The organism is Methanocella paludicola SANAE, assembly GCF_000011005.1.
GTDB classification, from domain to species: Archaea; Halobacteriota; Methanocellia; order Methanocellales; family Methanocellaceae; genus Methanocella; species Methanocella paludicola.
The window spans coordinates 2,760,980-2,776,735 of the sequence record NC_013665.1; the positions used below are offsets into that span (position 1 = coordinate 2,760,980).

Annotated in this window: 14 protein-coding genes; 8 read left to right on the forward strand and 6 right to left on the reverse strand. The window is 60.7% G+C overall.

Annotated elements, in window-relative coordinates; genetic code table 11:
- The first annotated feature begins 125 nt into the window (after positions 1 to 125).
- A complete protein-coding gene (locus MCP_RS14250; RefSeq protein WP_128567239.1) occupies positions 126 to 1,655 on the forward strand; it encodes a 2-isopropylmalate synthase in 1,530 nt (509 codons plus the stop codon).
- Between the two features lie 224 nt (positions 1,656 to 1,879).
- A complete protein-coding gene (locus MCP_RS14255; protein ID WP_012901551.1) occupies positions 1,880 to 2,446 on the forward strand; it encodes a TIGR00288 family NYN domain-containing protein in 567 nt (188 codons plus the stop codon).
- Positions 2,447 to 2,624: 178 nt separating this feature from the next.
- On the opposite strand, the gene MCP_RS14260 is transcribed toward MCP_RS14255, so the two are convergent.
- Positions 2,625 to 3,563: a DHH family phosphoesterase gene (locus MCP_RS14260; RefSeq protein ID WP_012901552.1), complete on the reverse strand. Its 939-nt coding sequence runs from the start codon at positions 3,561 to 3,563 to the stop codon at positions 2,625 to 2,627.
- Positions 3,564 to 4,253, reverse strand: coding sequence for a HisA/HisF-related TIM barrel protein (locus MCP_RS14265; protein WP_012901553.1), 690 nt, complete (start codon positions 4,251 to 4,253; stop codon positions 3,564 to 3,566). It abuts the gene before it with no gap.
- 115 nt (positions 4,254 to 4,368) lie between these two features.
- On the opposite strand from MCP_RS14265, the gene MCP_RS14270 reads away from it, so the two are divergent.
- The 5 genes from MCP_RS14270 to hsp20 all read left to right on the forward strand — a co-directional run bounded on the left by MCP_RS14270 (position 4,369) and on the right by hsp20 (position 9,630).
- Positions 4,369 to 5,775, forward strand: coding sequence for a cytochrome c biogenesis protein (locus MCP_RS14270; RefSeq protein WP_231845098.1), 1,407 nt, complete (start codon positions 4,369 to 4,371; stop codon positions 5,773 to 5,775).
- Positions 5,776 to 5,847: 72 nt separating this feature from the next.
- A complete protein-coding gene (locus MCP_RS15485; protein WP_012901555.1) occupies positions 5,848 to 6,039 on the forward strand; it encodes a hypothetical protein in 192 nt (63 codons plus the stop codon).
- Between the two features lie 120 nt (positions 6,040 to 6,159).
- Positions 6,160 to 6,807 carry an ArsR family transcriptional regulator gene (locus MCP_RS14275; protein ID WP_012901556.1) on the forward strand — a complete coding sequence of 216 codons (648 nt, stop codon included), beginning with the start codon at positions 6,160 to 6,162 and terminating at the stop codon, positions 6,805 to 6,807.
- Positions 6,808 to 6,823: 16 nt separating this feature from the next.
- Positions 6,824 to 9,121, forward strand: coding sequence for a CDC48 family AAA ATPase (locus MCP_RS14280; RefSeq protein ID WP_012901557.1), 2,298 nt, complete (start codon positions 6,824 to 6,826; stop codon positions 9,119 to 9,121).
- A gap of 20 nt (positions 9,122 to 9,141) precedes the next feature.
- Positions 9,142 to 9,630, forward strand: coding sequence for an archaeal heat shock protein Hsp20 (gene hsp20, locus MCP_RS14285; RefSeq protein ID WP_012901558.1), 489 nt, complete (start codon positions 9,142 to 9,144; stop codon positions 9,628 to 9,630).
- Positions 9,631 to 9,702: 72 nt separating this feature from the next.
- Here hsp20 and MCP_RS14290 read toward each other — a convergent pair whose 3' ends face one another.
- The 3 genes from MCP_RS14290 to MCP_RS14300 all read right to left on the reverse strand — a co-directional run bounded on the left by MCP_RS14290 (position 9,703) and on the right by MCP_RS14300 (position 13,330).
- On the reverse strand, positions 9,703 to 10,353 hold the full coding sequence (locus MCP_RS14290; protein WP_231845099.1) for a DUF1614 domain-containing protein: 651 nt from the start codon (positions 10,351 to 10,353) through the stop codon (positions 9,703 to 9,705).
- Positions 10,354 to 10,434: 81 nt separating this feature from the next.
- The gene (locus MCP_RS14295) at positions 10,435 to 10,686 is read right to left on the reverse strand and encodes a PRC-barrel domain-containing protein (protein ID WP_012901560.1); all 252 of its coding nucleotides are present in this window, start codon (positions 10,684 to 10,686) and stop codon (positions 10,435 to 10,437) included.
- Between the two features lie 124 nt (positions 10,687 to 10,810).
- The gene (locus MCP_RS14300; protein WP_012901561.1) at positions 10,811 to 13,330 is read right to left on the reverse strand and encodes a CDC48 family AAA ATPase; all 2,520 of its coding nucleotides are present in this window, start codon (positions 13,328 to 13,330) and stop codon (positions 10,811 to 10,813) included.
- A gap of 205 nt (positions 13,331 to 13,535) precedes the next feature.
- On the opposite strand from MCP_RS14300, the gene MCP_RS14305 reads away from it, so the two are divergent.
- The gene (locus MCP_RS14305) at positions 13,536 to 14,720 is read left to right on the forward strand and encodes a LarC family nickel insertion protein (RefSeq protein WP_012901562.1); all 1,185 of its coding nucleotides are present in this window, start codon (positions 13,536 to 13,538) and stop codon (positions 14,718 to 14,720) included.
- Here MCP_RS14305 and MCP_RS14310 read toward each other — a convergent pair.
- On the reverse strand, positions 14,710 to 15,756 hold the full coding sequence (locus MCP_RS14310; protein WP_012901563.1) for a glycosyltransferase family 39 protein: 1,047 nt from the start codon (positions 15,754 to 15,756) through the stop codon (positions 14,710 to 14,712). The genes MCP_RS14305 and MCP_RS14310 overlap by 11 nt on opposite strands.

Genomic DNA, 15,756 nt, shown 5'->3' on the forward strand with positions numbered 1-15,756 from the left:
TGAATAGGTATATAAACTTACCCTTGTTTGACTAGCAAATACCCTGCGTAAAAAACCCCTAATTCTCATACAAACTTTCTTATATACAATATTGCATACTCCCCTAATGTGATTTCACATGGGGAATCGTTTTTTACTCCGTAGAGATACCGAATAGGAATAGAGCAATAGACATTTTTGATACCACTCTCCGTGATGGGGAGCAAACGCCCGGCGTATCTTTTACGCACGAAAAGAAACTTGAGATCGCCCGCCAGCTGGATAAGCTCGGGGTAAACGCTATCGAGGCCGGCTTCCCGATATCTTCGGCCGGCGAGAAGGATTCTGTAAGGGATATTTCCCGGCTAGGCCTGAACTGTACCGTATGCGGCCTGGCCCGCGTGATCAAGGCGGACATCGACGCGTGTATCGACGCCGATGTGGGGATGGTTCACACCTTCGTGTCGACCTCGGACATCCAGCGGGAGCACACCATCAAGAAGTCCCGGGAGGAGGTCGTCGCCATGGCCATTGAGGCCGTGGAGTACGTGAAAAGGCACGGCATGCCCTGCCTGTTCTCGGCGATGGACGCCACCCGGACCGACGTGGACTACCTCGTGCAGGTCTTCAAGGCGGCCGAGGACGCGGGCGCCGACGCCCTGAACATTCCCGACACCGTCGGGGTGGCCTCGCCCGTAGCCATGCGGAGCCTGACGGCCGAGGTCTACCGGAACGTGAAGATACCCATCGCGGTGCACTGCCACAACGACTTCGGGCTGGCCGTGGCCAACAGCCTGGCCGCTGTGGAGGCCGGCGCGAAGCAGGTCCAGGTAACGATGAACAGCCTGGGCGAGAGGGCCGGTAACGCGGACCTCTCCCAGGTGGTCATGAGCCTGCATTCGATATACGACCTGAAGACCAGCATTAACACGAAGTACCTGGTCGAGACGGCCCGCGTAGTCGAGCGCTTCTCCGGCATACCGATCTCGCCGACACAGCCCGTGGTCGGGGCGAACGCCTTCTCCCATGAGTCGGGCATCCACAGCCACGGCGTCATCGCGGAGAGCAAGACCTTCGAGCCGGGCATCATGACCCCGGAGATGGTGGGCCACCAGAGAAGGCTGGTCCTTGGAAAGCACACGGGCAAGCACGCCGTCAAGAAGATCCTCAACGACTCCGGGCTGGAGCCGACCGACCAGGAGCTGAACGCCATCCTGGAGAGGGTCAAGGCCCTGGGCGATAAGGGCAAGAAGGTCACCGACGTGGACCTGTACGCCATCACCGAGGCCGTCATGGGGGAGGTCGCCCACGCCGACCGGCGCATCGTCCTGGAGGAGCTCTCGGTCATGACGGGCAACACCGTTACGCCCACGGCGACCGTGCGGCTCACCGTGGACGGGAAGCAGTACGTCGGCGCTATGACCGGCGTCGGCCCCGTGGACGCCGCCCTGAGGGCTGTGGAGAGCCTGGTGGACGGCGAGGGCAACCAGATGCGCCTCCGCGAGTTCAGCATGGAGGCCATGACCGGGGGCTCGGACGCGCTGGCGGAGGTCATGGTGGGCGTCGAGGACGGAAAGGGCCGCATGGTCACAGCCCGGGCCGCCCGGGAGGACATCGTCCGCGCCTCGGTGGAGGCGCTGGTGAACGCCATGAACCGCCTGGCCGCAACGAAGTAAGGGGCGTATGCCCCTTACATTTTAGTAACAGGAGAAGGTATTTTAACTAACGGATTATAAAGTAATACCATGGCGGAAAAGGAAATATTAAAGCACCATTATTATAAAAGGGTGCAGCATTCCGATTGCCTCGATGCCAACCCGTGTATTTATTCCGACAGTGTTATTACCTTGAAGTCGGAACAATAAATAATAATATCGATAATATTAATGGAGTCATCATAATGGCACCTATAAAGAACACGTTATCATCGCCTATCAAGAACGCGTTTAACCTGGATAAGATCCCCTTTTTTAGAGAGAGAAAAAAGGACAGGAGGAACATTGCCCTGCTGGTCGACGGCCCGAACATGCTACGCAAGGAGTTCCAGATCGACCTGGAGGTGGTCAGGGACATCCTCAAGCGCTACGGGGACATCAAGGTCGGCAAGGTGTTCCTGAACCAGTACGCCTCCGATAAGCTGGTCGAGGCCATCGAGAACCAGGGCTTCGAGCCCATAATCGGCTCGGGCGACGTGGACGTCCGCCTGGCCGTGGACGCCGTGGAGCTCGTGTTCAGCCCGACCATCGACACCATAGCGATCGTTACGAGGGACGCCGATTTCAAGCCGGTGCTGGCGAAGGCGAACTCCCACGGCAAGGAGACCATCGTCTTCGGCGCCGAGCCCGGCCTGTCCATCGCCCTCAAGAACGTCGCCGACTTCGTCATCGTGTTCGACGGGAACGAGTGGCACGAGGTCACCAAGTCCCACGACCGCGAGATCGATACGACAGAGCCCGTGCAGCAATGAGTTAAGCTGCACTAAAAATCATAAGAAGGCTCGAAGGCTTTTTCAGCCACGAAGACCTCGAAGTTGGCCTGAAGTATCACTAAAAATTTTTAATAATATTTTCTAAATTCTTAGAGTCGCTTAGAGCAAGCTTCGAGTCACTTTGAGGCTGAAAAGTCTTCGTGCATTCTTATCAGGCTTAGAGGGGCTTAAGTTTCTTGATAGCCTCGGCGACACAGGCGTCGAGCACCGTATCCGCGCTGGCTTTTCCCTTAACGACCAGCCCGGCGGCCGCCGCGTGTCCGCCGCCGCTGCCCCCGAACCTCTTTCCCACGTCGCTGAGGAGCGCGGCCACGTCCAGGGATACGCCCCTCTTGACCCGGCCCGAGACGCGCACCTCCCGGTCGAGCTCGGAGCCCACGAAGGCCACGTCCGCCCCTATGGCCACGAGGGATGCGGCCGACTGGGCGCCGAACGAGCTGACTTTTGAGGTGACGATGAGGTGGTCGCCTTCCCGGGTGAGCGTCATCCGGGACGCCGCCTTCAGGGTGGCGATGCGGCAGGAGACGTCGGTGGGCACCTGCGTTAGGAAGTCCAGCACGTCGGAGAACTGGATGCCTCCCCTTTCGAGCATGCGGGCGGCGACCTCGAACGAGTGGGGCGGCGCATACCGGAAGTGGCCGGTGTCGGTGACCATGGCCAGGAGCAGGGCGAAGGCGATGTCCGCGTCTACCGGCTGCCCGCTCTTCTCGTAAATATCGTACACGATCTCGGCCGTGGCCGAGGCCTTCCGTATGAGCGAGATGCGGCAGAGCTTCGACAGGTCGCCGGGCTCGTGGTGGTCGATGACCGCGCAGCTTTTTAGCTCCGGGTAGCCCGTCTGGACGAGGCTGGAGGTATCGACGACCACGGTGATGCCGTATTTAGACGGGTCCGGCCTGACGACCGCTGCGACCTTCAATTTCTCCGAAAGCATCTCAGCCATGGTGCTGAGGCCGTCCTCGACCCCCACCGTGCCCCCGAAGATGCGCGCGAGCGCGTACGCGCTGCCGAAGGAGTCGACGTCCGCGTTCTTATGGCATAAAAAAAGGATGTTCTCGTACTTCTGAAGCTCGTCATAAAAGGCCTTCTCGTCCATTCAATCCCTCAGCATGCTCAGCGGTATGCGGCCGTCGTGCACGGCCGACGCGACGATGGCGCCGGAGGCGCCGCATTTCTCTAATAGCTCTAAGTCCTCCACGCTCCTCACTCCGCCCCCGACGATGATGCCGTGCCTGCTGGCGGACGCGGCCGACGTAACGAACGGCACGTCGATCCCCGCGCCGGCGCCCACCCGGCCCACGTCGAGCAGGATGACCGCGCCGAGCTCGAACCGGTCCAGAAGCTTCAGCGCCCGCATGGGCGTGGTGTTAAACGCCGGGTCCCTGCACATCATGGCCCCATTCTTCATGTCCAGGCTGACGATCGCCTTTGGCCCCTGGCGCTGCTCGATGACGCTTAGGGGCGCCGTCTCGGTGCCGATGACCACGGCGTGGGACACGCTGCACGCCAGGTCGAAGTCGGCGGCGCTCGACACGCCCGTGTCGGCCATCGTCCTGGTCATGCCCGTAAGCGTTTTAATAATGGCAAGATGGTCCCCGGCGCCCATGATCCGGTCCAGGTCAGCTATATAAGTCTCCTTCGGCTTTATCTTACCGATGACCCCGGCGGGGTCGGACGTGTCGACGACCCGGCTCGACAGCGCGATGGGCCCGTACCGGGACCTCTCCCCTCTGACCCCTTTAACCACGATGCCGCCCTTCAGGTCACACGCCAGTATGCAGCGCATACCTCCTACATATCGCTCAATTTATTTAGACCTTAGCAGAGGCGCTTTTGGCCGTTAAGCAGGCCGCTCATAGGGATGTTTTTTTATAAATAGTTATATGTCCCACTTCAACTTGATGCCCGCGAAATATGGCCACGCCTTCAGCCGTCGCCGTTATTACCGTAAATTCTTGCTGGCGGCGGCCCTGATGGCGCTTCTACTGCTGGTGCCCGCTATGGGCTTATGCGCTTCCTGTGAAACGGTCAGGGTCACGTACGTCTACAGCCCGCTGTGCACCATCTGCGAGCATTCCGGGCCGTCGATACGGGCGGCGGTGAACGATTCCATGAGCGCGGGCATCGACGTCCGGTACGAGGAGCACATGTTCAGCTCTAGGGAGGGCAGGGCCGATATGGAGCGATATGGCCTCAGCTCTGTGCCGGCGGTCATCGTCAATGGCAGGGCCATCAGGCCCGGGGACTTCGACGGCGACACGAAAAAGCTCGAAAGCCTCCTGAGGCGGGCCATCTCGGACGCCTGCCACTATAAAACTCCTGTGACGCTGGAGCGAAAGATCGTGAAAGTCGCCGAGAAGGACACCGTGAGCGTCGTTACCATCATCGCGAATTCGGGCACGGAGCCCGTGTATGCGACGATACGCGGGGGGACCTGTGAGGGGGTCAGCGTTGTAGAAGGAGAGACATCATGGGAAGGTACGGTCATGCCGGGAGAGAGGCAGTACCTGGCTTATGAGGCCGACATCTCGCGCAATGTAAGGTCGCTCCCGCCCCAGGCCCTGACATACAGCGACTCCCTGGGAGAGCACAGCGTATCCTGCCCTGAAACGCCGGTGTTCATACTGAAGAAGCTGTCGGTCGCGGCAGTGTTCATCGCGGGGCTCGTCGCCGGGTTCAACCCCTGCCTGCTGGCCGTCATGGCCTTCGTGTCCGCCATGGCGCTATCGATGAAGGGGCGGCGGCTGGACATCATCTTTAACCTGCTCGCCTTCTCGGCCGGGCTGCTATGCATCTACCTGCTAATGGGGATAGGGTTCCTTAGGCTCATCGAGAGCGTGCCATCCCTGACTTCAGCCCTCAAGACGGCCATCATCGTACTCCTCGCCGGGCTTGCCGGGTTCGCCTTTTACGAGGCCTGGCAGGTAAAGAAGGACCCGGACAGGGCCTCGCTGTTCAAGTCGTTCGTGGACAGGTATAAGCCCCTGTATAAGAAGTACTGCCTGCCCGCCAGCTTCGGGCTGGGCGGGGCGTTCGGCCTCATCAAGATGCCGTGCGTCGGCGGGATATACGTCGGCATCCTTGGGGCCATCGCGGGGTCGGGAGAGGCGGGGAGAGGCCTTTTATTACTGGTGGCCTATAATTTCGGCGTGGTACTCCCGGTGCTGGCGCTCGGAGCGCTGCTCGTCCTGGGCATGAGCCCTGAAAAGGTCGACAGGCTGCGAAAAAAGCACCGGTATGCGCTCAAGCTGGCCACGGGCCTGATCCTGGCCACCATGGCCGCGGGCTTCATGCTCAACGTCATCTGAGGCGATACGGCAATGTCGGGCCTTTCCAAAGATTTAAATATCCACAGGCCATTGCTCTATGGAGGTTAAGATATGCTGAAGTGGTTAGTAGCTATAATCCTTGTACTGGCGATACTATCGGTTGCCGGGTGTTGCTGCTGCAGCAGCAGCGGGTACAGCGGGTACTATTCGACGGTAAGCCAGGAGGAGGCGACATCGGCCACGGCGTGCGATACGCCGTACGAATGCCCGGCCGGCGGCTGCACATCCGCCTGCCCGAAATGATTTTTACGCAGGCATATTTTTTATCCATTTTTTTACATTCAGTCTTTTGACGCAGGGAAATGCCGGTCGGCTTTGGAAATCTTTATATACATATAAGATTTACTTTACGTTAAGGATAACATGGATATGCCATACCTGCTGGACATACTGGGCAACGAGAACCGCCGGAACATCCTGACGCTGCTCTCCTACCGGCCCTGCTATGTCACGGAGATCTCGGAAGAGCTGGGCGTCGCCCCGAAGGCCATCATCGACCACCTGAAGATACTCGAGTCGGCGGGCCTGGTGGTGAGCTACCACGACGAGCAGGGGCGCAAGTACTACGAGATCGCCAACAACGTGCGCATCGAGGTGTCCATCTCGCCGCTCATGTTCGAGGTGAACGTGAGCCGGGTGGATACGGGGCCCGCGGAGGAGAGAACGCTCAGGGAGCGGTATCACGTCGACAGCGAGGCGGCGGGGGCGCTCAGGCAGATGTCCGAGGAGCTTCAGCGGCTCGGGCGCTCTGCGGCCGAATTAAGGGAGGCCCAGAAGTCCGTGCAGGCGACGATATCCGAAGTTACCGGAATGTGTATCGAGCTCATCAATCATGTGGCGGCCGACCAGATAGAGGCCGAGATACTCTACCTTCTGGTCAGAGGCCCTACGAGCTACGAGGAACTTGCAGACAAGCTGAACATCCCCGACGTGGAGATGAAGGGCGAGCTGGCGAGGCTCATGAAAAAGGGCCTGGTGACATACAATACAGGATCATGGAGCATCAAATGACAGAGGTGACCATTTAATGGCAGATAAGAACGAAGTGACGCTGCGGGTGCAGGAAGCCTACCACAGGGACGTGGGAAGGGGGATCGCCCGCATCGACATGGAGACGATGAAGAAGCTGGGCATGGTAAGCGGCGACATCATCGAGATCGAGGGCAAGGGCGCGACCTCGTACGCGGTCGTGTGGCCCGGCTACCCGAGCGAGGAAGGCAAAGGCGTAATACTTATAGACGGTAACACCCGGGCGAACGCCAGGGTCGGCATCGACGACCGGGTCAAGGTCCGCAAGATCCAGGCGAAGCCGGCCGAGCGGATCACGCTCGCCCCGACGCAGCCAATCAGGATCACGGGCGGCGAGTACTATCTGCTGAAGCTATTAGAGGGCCGGCCTATTTCAAAGGGGCAGACGATACGCGTGGAAATGCTGGGCAGCCCCATGCAGTTCATCGTGACGTCCACGAGGCCCGCCGGAGCGGTCATCGCCGACAGGCGCACGGAGATCACGATCAGCGAGAAGCCCGCGGCCGAGAAGCTGGAGAAGGTGCCGAGGCTCACGTACGAGGACATCGGCGGCCTGAAGAGGGAGATCGGCCTGGTCAGGGAGATGATCGAGCTTCCGCTCAGGCATCCCGAGCTGTTCCAGAAGCTGGGCATAGACCCGCCGAAGGGCGTTCTGCTGTACGGCCCTCCTGGAACGGGCAAGACCATGATCGCCAAGGCAGTGGCCAGCGAGACGGACGCGAACTTCATCAGCATCAGCGGCCCCGAGATCATGTCTAAATATTACGGAGAGTCGGAGAAGCAGCTCCGGGACATCTTCAAGGAGGCGGAGGATAACGCGCCCTCTATCATATTCATCGACGAGATCGATTCGATAGCGCCGAGGCGCGAGGAGGTCACCGGCGAGGTCGAGCGCAGAGTGGTGGCCCAGCTGCTCGCCCTTATGGACGGCCTCCAGGCCCGCGGCCAGGTCATCGTGGTGGCAGCCACGAACCGGCCCAACGCCGTGGACCCGGCGCTGCGCCGTGGCGGCAGGTTCGACCGTGAGATCGAGATAGGCGTGCCCGATAAGAACGGGCGCCTGGAGATATTGCACGTCCACACGAGGGGCATGCCTCTTGCGAGCGACGTGAACCTTGAAAAGCTGGCGAACGTGACCCACGGCTTCGTGGGGGCGGACATCGCCTCCCTGTGCAAGGAGGCGGCGATGCACGCTCTGAGGACCATCCTACCCGAGATCGATATCGAGAAGGAGATCCCCCAGGAGGTCATGGACATGCTGCAGATCAAGATGGTCGACTTCGAGGACGCCCTGAAGAACATCGAGCCCTCTGCCATGAGGGAGGTGTTCGTTGAGGTGCCGAACGTCCACTGGTCGGACATCGGCGGCCTGGAAAAGGTGAAGCAGGAGCTGAGGGAGACCGTGGAGTGGCCCCTGAAGTACAAGGACGTCTTCGACATCACGCACACCGTGGCGCCCAAGGGCATCCTGGTCTTCGGCCCGCCCGGAACGGGCAAGACCCTCCTGGCCAAGGCCGTGGCCAACGAGTCGGAGGCTAATTTCATCAGCATCAAGGGCCCCGAAGTCCTGTCGAAGTGGGTCGGCGAGTCGGAGAAGGCCATACGCGAGACGTTCCGCCGTGCGAGGCAGAGCGCCCCGACGATCATCTTCTTCGACGAGATCGACGCCATCGCCCCGACGAGGGGCATGAGCTCCGATTCCCACGTGACGGAGAGGGTAGTGAGCCAGCTGCTCACCGAGCTGGACGGGCTCGAGGAGCTCCACAGCGTGGTGGTGCTGGCGGCCACGAACCGCCCGGACATGGTGGACACGGCGCTGCTGAGGCCCGGCCGCCTCGACAGGCTCCTGTATATCCCGCCCCCGGACGAGAAATCCCGGGTCGAGATATTCAGGATCCACACGGAGGGCAAGCCCCTGGGCCCGGACATCGACTTCCAGTCGCTGGCGAAGCGGACGCCCGACTACGTGGGCGCCGACATCGAGGCGGTGTGCCGGGAGGCGGCCATGATGGCCATCCGGGACTACATCAACGGCGCCATGTCGCCGGAGGAGGCGAAGTCCAGGGCCGCGGACATCAAGATCACCATGAAGCACTTCGACGGCGCGCTGAAGAAGATCAAGCCTTCGGCGTCCAGGGAGAGCATGAAGCAGTACGAGCGCCTCGCGGAGAACTTCGCCCGCCAGGTCACCACCATCGAGGAGGAGGCCGGCGAGGAGGCCGCGAAGGCCCCCGCGGAGAAGAAAGAGAAGGAGAAGAAGGAGAAGAAGCCGGCCGAAGCGAGGACGGCTTATTAAGCTGATAAAGGAGGAACATTATGGCAAGGAGAAGAAACCCGTTCGACATATTCGGCGATTTCGACGAGATGTTCGAGGAGATGCTGAAGGAGTTCGAGAACATGGGGCCTGGAGAGCACGAGAGCGGCCCGTTCTTCTACGGGTTCTCGATCAACCAGCGCCCGGGCGAGGAGCCCGAGATCCGGGAGTTCGGTAACATCCGCCCGGAGTCCGGCAAGATCGAGATCGGCGAGCGCAAGCCCCTGGTCGACGTCTTCGATACGGATAAGACCGTGCAGATCGTCGCCGAGATGCCCGGCATCGAGAAGGAGGACGTGGAGCTGAGCGCCGAGGGCCGTGAGCTGGAGATAAAAGCGTCGCACGGCGAGCGGAAGTACCACGAGTTCGTGGATCTCCCGGCCGACGTGGACATCGACTCCGCGAAGGCGTCCTACAAGAACGGCGTGCTGGACATCACCCTGAATAAGATCCAGAGGCCAAGCCGTAAGAAGAGAATCAATGTGGAGTGAGCCGGCTACCGGCTCCTCTCATATCTTTTTTTACTTATTTTTACTGTATTGAATTATTATCGTCTAGCCCTTTTATAAGCTGGTTATAATGGCGGCTATAATCGTGCCTATCACGCCCGTGAGCACGATGCCGTCGAAGATGCCCGCGCCGCCGATGCTCACGAAGTCGGAGCCTGCCTTACGGATGCTGCCCAAATGAAGCACGTCGGCGCCGATGATGGTGCCGAACACGCCCGAGGCGAAAGCCAGGCGGGCAAGGCCAGAGAAGCCGGTGCCCCCGATGTACAGGGCGATGAGCGACGCGCCCACGGCCAGCAGGGGAGGCACGAGCACGGGCACCATGACCCCCACGCTCCTCACCGGCCGGGCGAAGTAGAACACGCCCAGCGTTACTATTATAGTGGTCGCCAGGAGCTGCATGGGCGGCAGGCCGAGCACAAAATAGGCACTAAGGGCCGCGGGTATGATGCAGCCGCCCACGTTGAGGGAGACGACGGTCCTGTGGCTGAGCCACTGGGGCATGTGATGCCGTGCGCCCAGATAGGGGACCATCTGAGGCTGTGTGCCTCCCGGGCTCTTGAACTCGTACACCGGTATATTGATGAGGCCGCCCGCGAGCATGGCGATATAGATCATCAGCGCCGCGATAGGCGACAGCCCCAGCGTCCTGCCGACGACGTCCGCGGCCGCCAGGCCCAGCAGCGCGACCGCCGCCAGTAGCACGAGCGGCAGTAACAAGAGCAGGATAAAAAAAGGTATCGCCAGTGGAAAAGTAATAAGTTTTTTCATGCTGGCGTTTTCGAATTACGTTGTAGAGGCTTTCTTGTCCACGACGATGTAGTCCTTGACGGCCCTGACGGCGGAGAACGGTATGAGCACGAAGCCGTCCTCGGTCCTGTAGTTCTCCACGTTGAGCGTCATGTCCGGGCGGACCATCAGATCGATGAGGTCGCCCGTCCTCATGTCGCACGTAATGTTATATAAGATGCCCATATCGGACCCGTCGGTCCCCATGATCTTCTTGTTGGAAAGCTTTTTTGCCATTACTTTAACCATTAGAATCCCTCCATCTCCTACGCAGCCCATAAACGGGCAGCCCATAAATGGAATATAATAATATAACCGCGGTACTCTTTAATAAAATTTCTTGTCCCCTAAAAAGAAAAAGTGGCCAGTACGCTCACACGTACTGGTCTGTCGCAAAGACTTTCTGGATCTCCTTTGACACGCCGCCCTTGAAGTGGTCCTTGATGCCCTGGTAATAGCTCTTCACCATGTCGTTCATGGTGGGCTTCACCTTCTTCAGGGCCTCGCGGAAGTGCCTCATCTCGACGACCTTCGCCTCGAAGTTCTCCCTCAGGGCCAGCATGGCCGCCTCGCGGCATACCGACTCGATGTCGCTGCCCACGTAGTTTTCCGTCAGGTCGGCCAGCTCCTGGAAGTCCACGTCGACGGACAGGGGCATGACGCCCTCGTAGAACGGGCTCGACTCGCCAGGGGTGCCGTCGCCCTTTTCCTTCGAGAGGAGCTCGGGCTCGGCCCTGACCTTCTTCAGGGCATCCTTGAAGTGCTTCATGGTGATGATCCCCGAGTCTTGCTCGCCGGAGGCCAGCTCGGCCGCCACGGCGGAGATGGACCTGACCTGCAGGTTCGTGTAGGGCTTCAGGAGGTCGAACAGCTCCACGAGGTGGATCTTCTTATCGAGCTTCGCCTTTGCGGGAAGGCTCTTGACGAGCTTGTCCTCCAGGTTGTTATACCTGGTGTGGATCTTGAAGATGCTCGCCCGGCCCTCGGCCGTCGGCGGGCCCACGTAGACGAGGCGGTCGAACCGCCCTGGCCTCATGAGCGCGGAGTCGATGATGTCCGGCCTGTTGGTGGCGCCGATGACGACGCAGCCTTCCAGCTCCATAAGGCCGTCTAATTCAGTCAACAGCTGATTGACGATGCTCCGCTCCACGTTCTGCAGGCCGCCCTCTCCGGCGCTCCTGGCCGGCGTAAGCGCGTCCAGCTCGTCGAAGAAGATGATGGCGGGTGCCACCTGCCTGGCCTTGCGGAAGGTCTCCCGCACGGCCTTCTCCGACTCGCCGACCCACTTGGACAGCAGCTCCGGGCCCCGGATGCTTATAAAGTTAGCCTCGGACTCGTTCGCCACCGCCCTCGCGAGCAGCGTCTTGCCGGTCCCCGGGGGGCCGTAGAGCACGATGCCCTTGGGGGGCCTGATGCCCATGTCCACGAACTTCTTCGGGTTCTTGAGAGGCCACTCGATGGTCTCCACGATCTCCTGCTTGGCCTCGTCGAGGCCGCCCACGTCGCTCCACTTCGTGTGCGTGAGCTCGATGAAGATCTCCCTCATGGCGGAGGGCTGGACCTCTTTCAGGGCCTCGGCGAAGTCGTTGTTCGTGACGCGCATCTGTTCCAGGAACTCCCTCGGGATCTCCTTGTCCAGGTCGATGTTGGGCAGATAGCGCCTCAGCGCCTTCATGGCGGCTTCCTTGGCCAGCCCGGACAGGTCCGCCCCGACGAACCCATGCGTCGTTGAGGCGAGCTTCTCCAGGTTCACGTTGTCCAGCGGCATGCCGCGGGTGTGGATCTGGAGGATCTCGAGCCGGTCGTGCGCGTCCGGGACGCCGATCTCTATTTCTCTGTCGAACCGCCCTCCACGGCGCAGCGCCGGGTCGACTGCGTCTACCCTGTTGGTGGCCCCAATGACCACGACCTGGCCCCTTTCCTCGAGGCCGTCCATCATGGTCAGGAGCTGCGCGACCACCCTGCGCTCCACTTCGCCCGTGACTTCCTCACGGCGGGGGGCGATCGAGTCCAGCTCATCGATGAAGATGATAGAGGGGGCGTTGTCCCTCGCGTTCTCGAATATCTCGCGAAGCCGCTGCTCCGACTCGCCGTAGTACTTCGACATGATCTCCGGGCCGGCGATGGAGAAGAACTCGGCGCCGCACTCGTTAGCCACGGCCTTGGCCAGGAGCGTCTTGCCGGTGCCCGGGGGACCGTGCAGGAGCACGCCCTTTGGGGGCTCGATGCCGAGCTGCTGGAACAGCTCCGGGTGCTTCATGGGGAGCTCGATCATCTCCCTCACGCGCTGCACTTCATCTTTTAAACCGCCGATGTGCTCGTACGTGATGCCCGTCGACTTGGTCTGCTCGTAGCCCCGGACGGGCTTGTCCCTGAGCTCTATCTCGGTGTTCTCGCCGATAATGACGGAGCCGGAAGGGTCCACCTTGACGGCGATGAGCGGTATCGCCTGGTTGGACAGCGTCCGGCCCATGAACGGGTTCGGCATGCTGCTCATCAAAGGCACGACGTCCCCCAGCATGACGGGGCGCTTCAGCAGCTGGTGCTTGATCATCTCGACCGCGTTGCCGCTGAACTGTATGGCGGTGCCCTCGGGGGGAGCGAGCACCACGTGCACGGCGTCCTTGACCGCGGCCTTCTTGACCTTCACGCGCTCGCCGATGCCCACGTCGGCGTTCTGCCTGGTGAAGCCGTCAATGCGTATCATCTCCTGGCCCCAGTCCTGCTTCTCGGCGCGCCAGACCTTGGCGACGGTCGCCCGCTTGCCCTCGATCTCGATGATGTCGCCCGGAGACAGCTTGAGCTCCAGGAGCGTGTTGGGGTCGATACGGGCTATGCCCCGCCCGAAGTCGCTGGGCAGCGCCTTTGCTACCTTCAGATACAATTCCTTCATTTAACTCCTCTTATGATATTGATCGTCCCGCTTATCAGAATGCGTCCGCATCGAAGAATGCGTATTTATCCCCGACATAATATAAAGCGGGCTAACATGAAGCTTTATCGGTCCACAAATACAAAAATTTTCTCTTTGCATTAAAAGCCCACTATAAGTTAAAATAAAAGGGAGGATAAAAATGGTGGTTAGGACCGGTGAAAATTTGAAGTGCTTGATCTTTGACCCGTTCTGCGGGGCCACGGAGGAGATGATCCTCGGGGCCATGCTCGCCTGCGGGGCGGACGAATGGAGAGTGCGCAGCGCCGTGGAAGGGCTCTGCGACGCGCCCCTGGACATAGAGGATAAGCAGAGCGGGCGCATGGCGGCGAAGGCCGCAACGGTCAACAGGGCGGCCGCCAGGAAGGGCCATAAGGCCATGAGCCGGGACGAGGCGATGGAGAAGATGAACGTCATGCACGAGAACCAGCCGGTCCGGGTGGACGCCATGGAGATCGTCCGTTCCGTGTTCGACGCCATCGAGTCCCTGTATGGCCAGGGCTACCGTATGGACGTTTACACGATCGCGCTGATCACCGGCATCTGTGCCGCTTATGACTCGCTGGGGAGGCCCGGGGTGTTCTCCACGCCCGCGGCCATGGGCGGGGGATTAACGGCGGATAAGAAGATGCCCGTGCCTAGGCCCGAGACGATGCGGATCCTGGAAGGCTCGAAGCTCATCGTCCAGGGCGGCCCCTTTGACGGGGAGCTTCTCACGCCGGGCGCCGCGTCGGCGCTGGCCTACTACGTGAAGGAGTCGGGCCGCTACTATCCGGATAACCGGCCGCTGGCCGTGGGCTATGGCGCCGGGGCGATGAGCCTGCCCATGCCCGACGTTCTGCGCGCCACGCTTTCTGAGGCGGACGACGCCCTGATCCTGGACCGCATGGAGCTCCTTGAGACGAACGTGGACGACGTGACCGGGGAAGTGCTGGGCGCCCTCATCGAGGACCTGATGGCCGCGGGCGCCATGGACGCGAGCATCGTGCCCGTCACCATGAAGAAGGGGCGGAGCGGCCACATCATAAGGGCCATCGTCAAGGCGGAGGACGGCCCGGCCATCGCCCGGAAGATCATGGTGGAGACCGGCTCCCTGGGCGTGCGCGTGATGCCGGTGAAGCACCGCTTCATCGCCCGGCGGGACGTCGTGGTCATGCCCATAACAATAGAGGAGAACGTCTACGATATGCGGTTCAAGGTGTCTGCGGACACCGGCGGCCTCATACTCGACGTCTCTGCGGAGTACGATGACGCCAGAAAAGTGGCGAAAGAGCTGGCGCTGCCCCTGAAGACGGTGATGCGCAAGGCGGAGGCCGAGGCCTGGAAAAAGTACGACACGGCTAAGCGCTGATCCCCTTTTTTCGGAATTGCCTGGCGCATAGTAACGCGATGAACGGGAGCGCCAGGATCCAGTAGTGCAGGTACTGCCTTATTAAGATCGTGCCGGCGAAGAGCACGGCGGCCAGGATGAAGTACTCGTCATAGGGCGTCAGCGGCCGGTCCTGGATCACGTTGGCCAGGGCGAACAGGAGCAGGGACGTGAATATCGTCACGGCCATGATGAGGTTGGCCGCCAGTATGATGGGGTCCGTCGTCCTGTAGCTCGTTACGTCGCCCATGCTGGACTGGGTCAGGTACGTGTCCGCCACGCCGTAGCTCCAGTACAGCGATGCCGCCAGCGCGTCCTGCCCGTACGCCAGGAATATGGCGCCGAATACGATGATGAGCGGGATGGCTATCCCGAGGAGTAGTTCCGTCGCCCTGCGAAGCTCCTTTTTCCTGTACAAGAAGAATAGCAACAGCGGTATGAGCAGGAGGGCGTACTGCTTGAAGCCTATGCCTATGCCGGCGCACAGGCCGGCAAGCAGGTACTTCCACCGGCTCTCGCTGAACACGAGCAGGTACGTCGAGAGAAGGATGAACGTGAGGGCGAACGGCTCGGTGATCACGAAATAGCCCTGGGCCCAGGCGATGTTCAGGGAGAACAGCAGGCCGGCGAGCATGCCCGAGAACCGGCCGTAGAGCCTCCAGGCCATGGCCATGAGCAGAAGGGCGCTGACGAAGTTACAAAGGCCCACCAGTATGAGCCCCCCGAGGAGAGGCTGGCCCAGGATGACCGGGAGAGTGAGCGTGAAGTAGATGAGCGGAGGCTTGGGGTCCTGGTAGTCCAGGTATGGAGTGGCGCCGTTCACGATGGCCTGTGCCATGGCGTAGAAGCGCTGCATGTCGTACGTCGTCCAGTCGCTGCCCATGAGGGTGCTCGAGACGAAGGCAAGGGCGAAGATCACGACGGCGAAGAGCACGGCCGAGCCGATGAAGTACGCCCGGTCCGATATGCGCAGGCCATACAGTCCCTGCTCTTGCTTTTGTTCGCCATGATAAGCCAT

Coding starts and splice junctions, on each gene's coding strand:
- MCP_RS14310 (WP_012901563.1), bottom strand. CDS start 15,756: ATGGCTTATCATGGCGAACAAAAGCAAGAGCAGGGACTGTATGGCCTG.
- MCP_RS14280 (WP_012901557.1), top strand. CDS start 6,824: ATGGCAGATAAGAACGAAGTGACGCTGCGGGTGCAGGAAGCCTACCAC.
- MCP_RS14260 (WP_012901552.1), bottom strand. CDS start 3,563: ATGGACGAGAAGGCCTTTTATGACGAGCTTCAGAAGTACGAGAACATC.
- MCP_RS14300 (WP_012901561.1), bottom strand. CDS start 13,330: ATGAAGGAATTGTATCTGAAGGTAGCAAAGGCGCTGCCCAGCGACTTC.
- MCP_RS14295 (WP_012901560.1), bottom strand. CDS start 10,686: ATGGTTAAAGTAATGGCAAAAAAGCTTTCCAACAAGAAGATCATGGGG.
- MCP_RS14270 (WP_231845098.1), top strand. CDS start 4,369: ATGCCCGCGAAATATGGCCACGCCTTCAGCCGTCGCCGTTATTACCGT.
- MCP_RS14265 (WP_012901553.1), bottom strand. CDS start 4,253: ATGCGCTGCATACTGGCGTGTGACCTGAAGGGCGGCATCGTGGTTAAA.
- MCP_RS15485 (WP_012901555.1), top strand. CDS start 5,848: ATGCTGAAGTGGTTAGTAGCTATAATCCTTGTACTGGCGATACTATCG.
- hsp20 (WP_012901558.1), top strand. CDS start 9,142: ATGGCAAGGAGAAGAAACCCGTTCGACATATTCGGCGATTTCGACGAG.
- MCP_RS14255 (WP_012901551.1), top strand. CDS start 1,880: ATGGCACCTATAAAGAACACGTTATCATCGCCTATCAAGAACGCGTTT.
- MCP_RS14275 (WP_012901556.1), top strand. CDS start 6,160: ATGGATATGCCATACCTGCTGGACATACTGGGCAACGAGAACCGCCGG.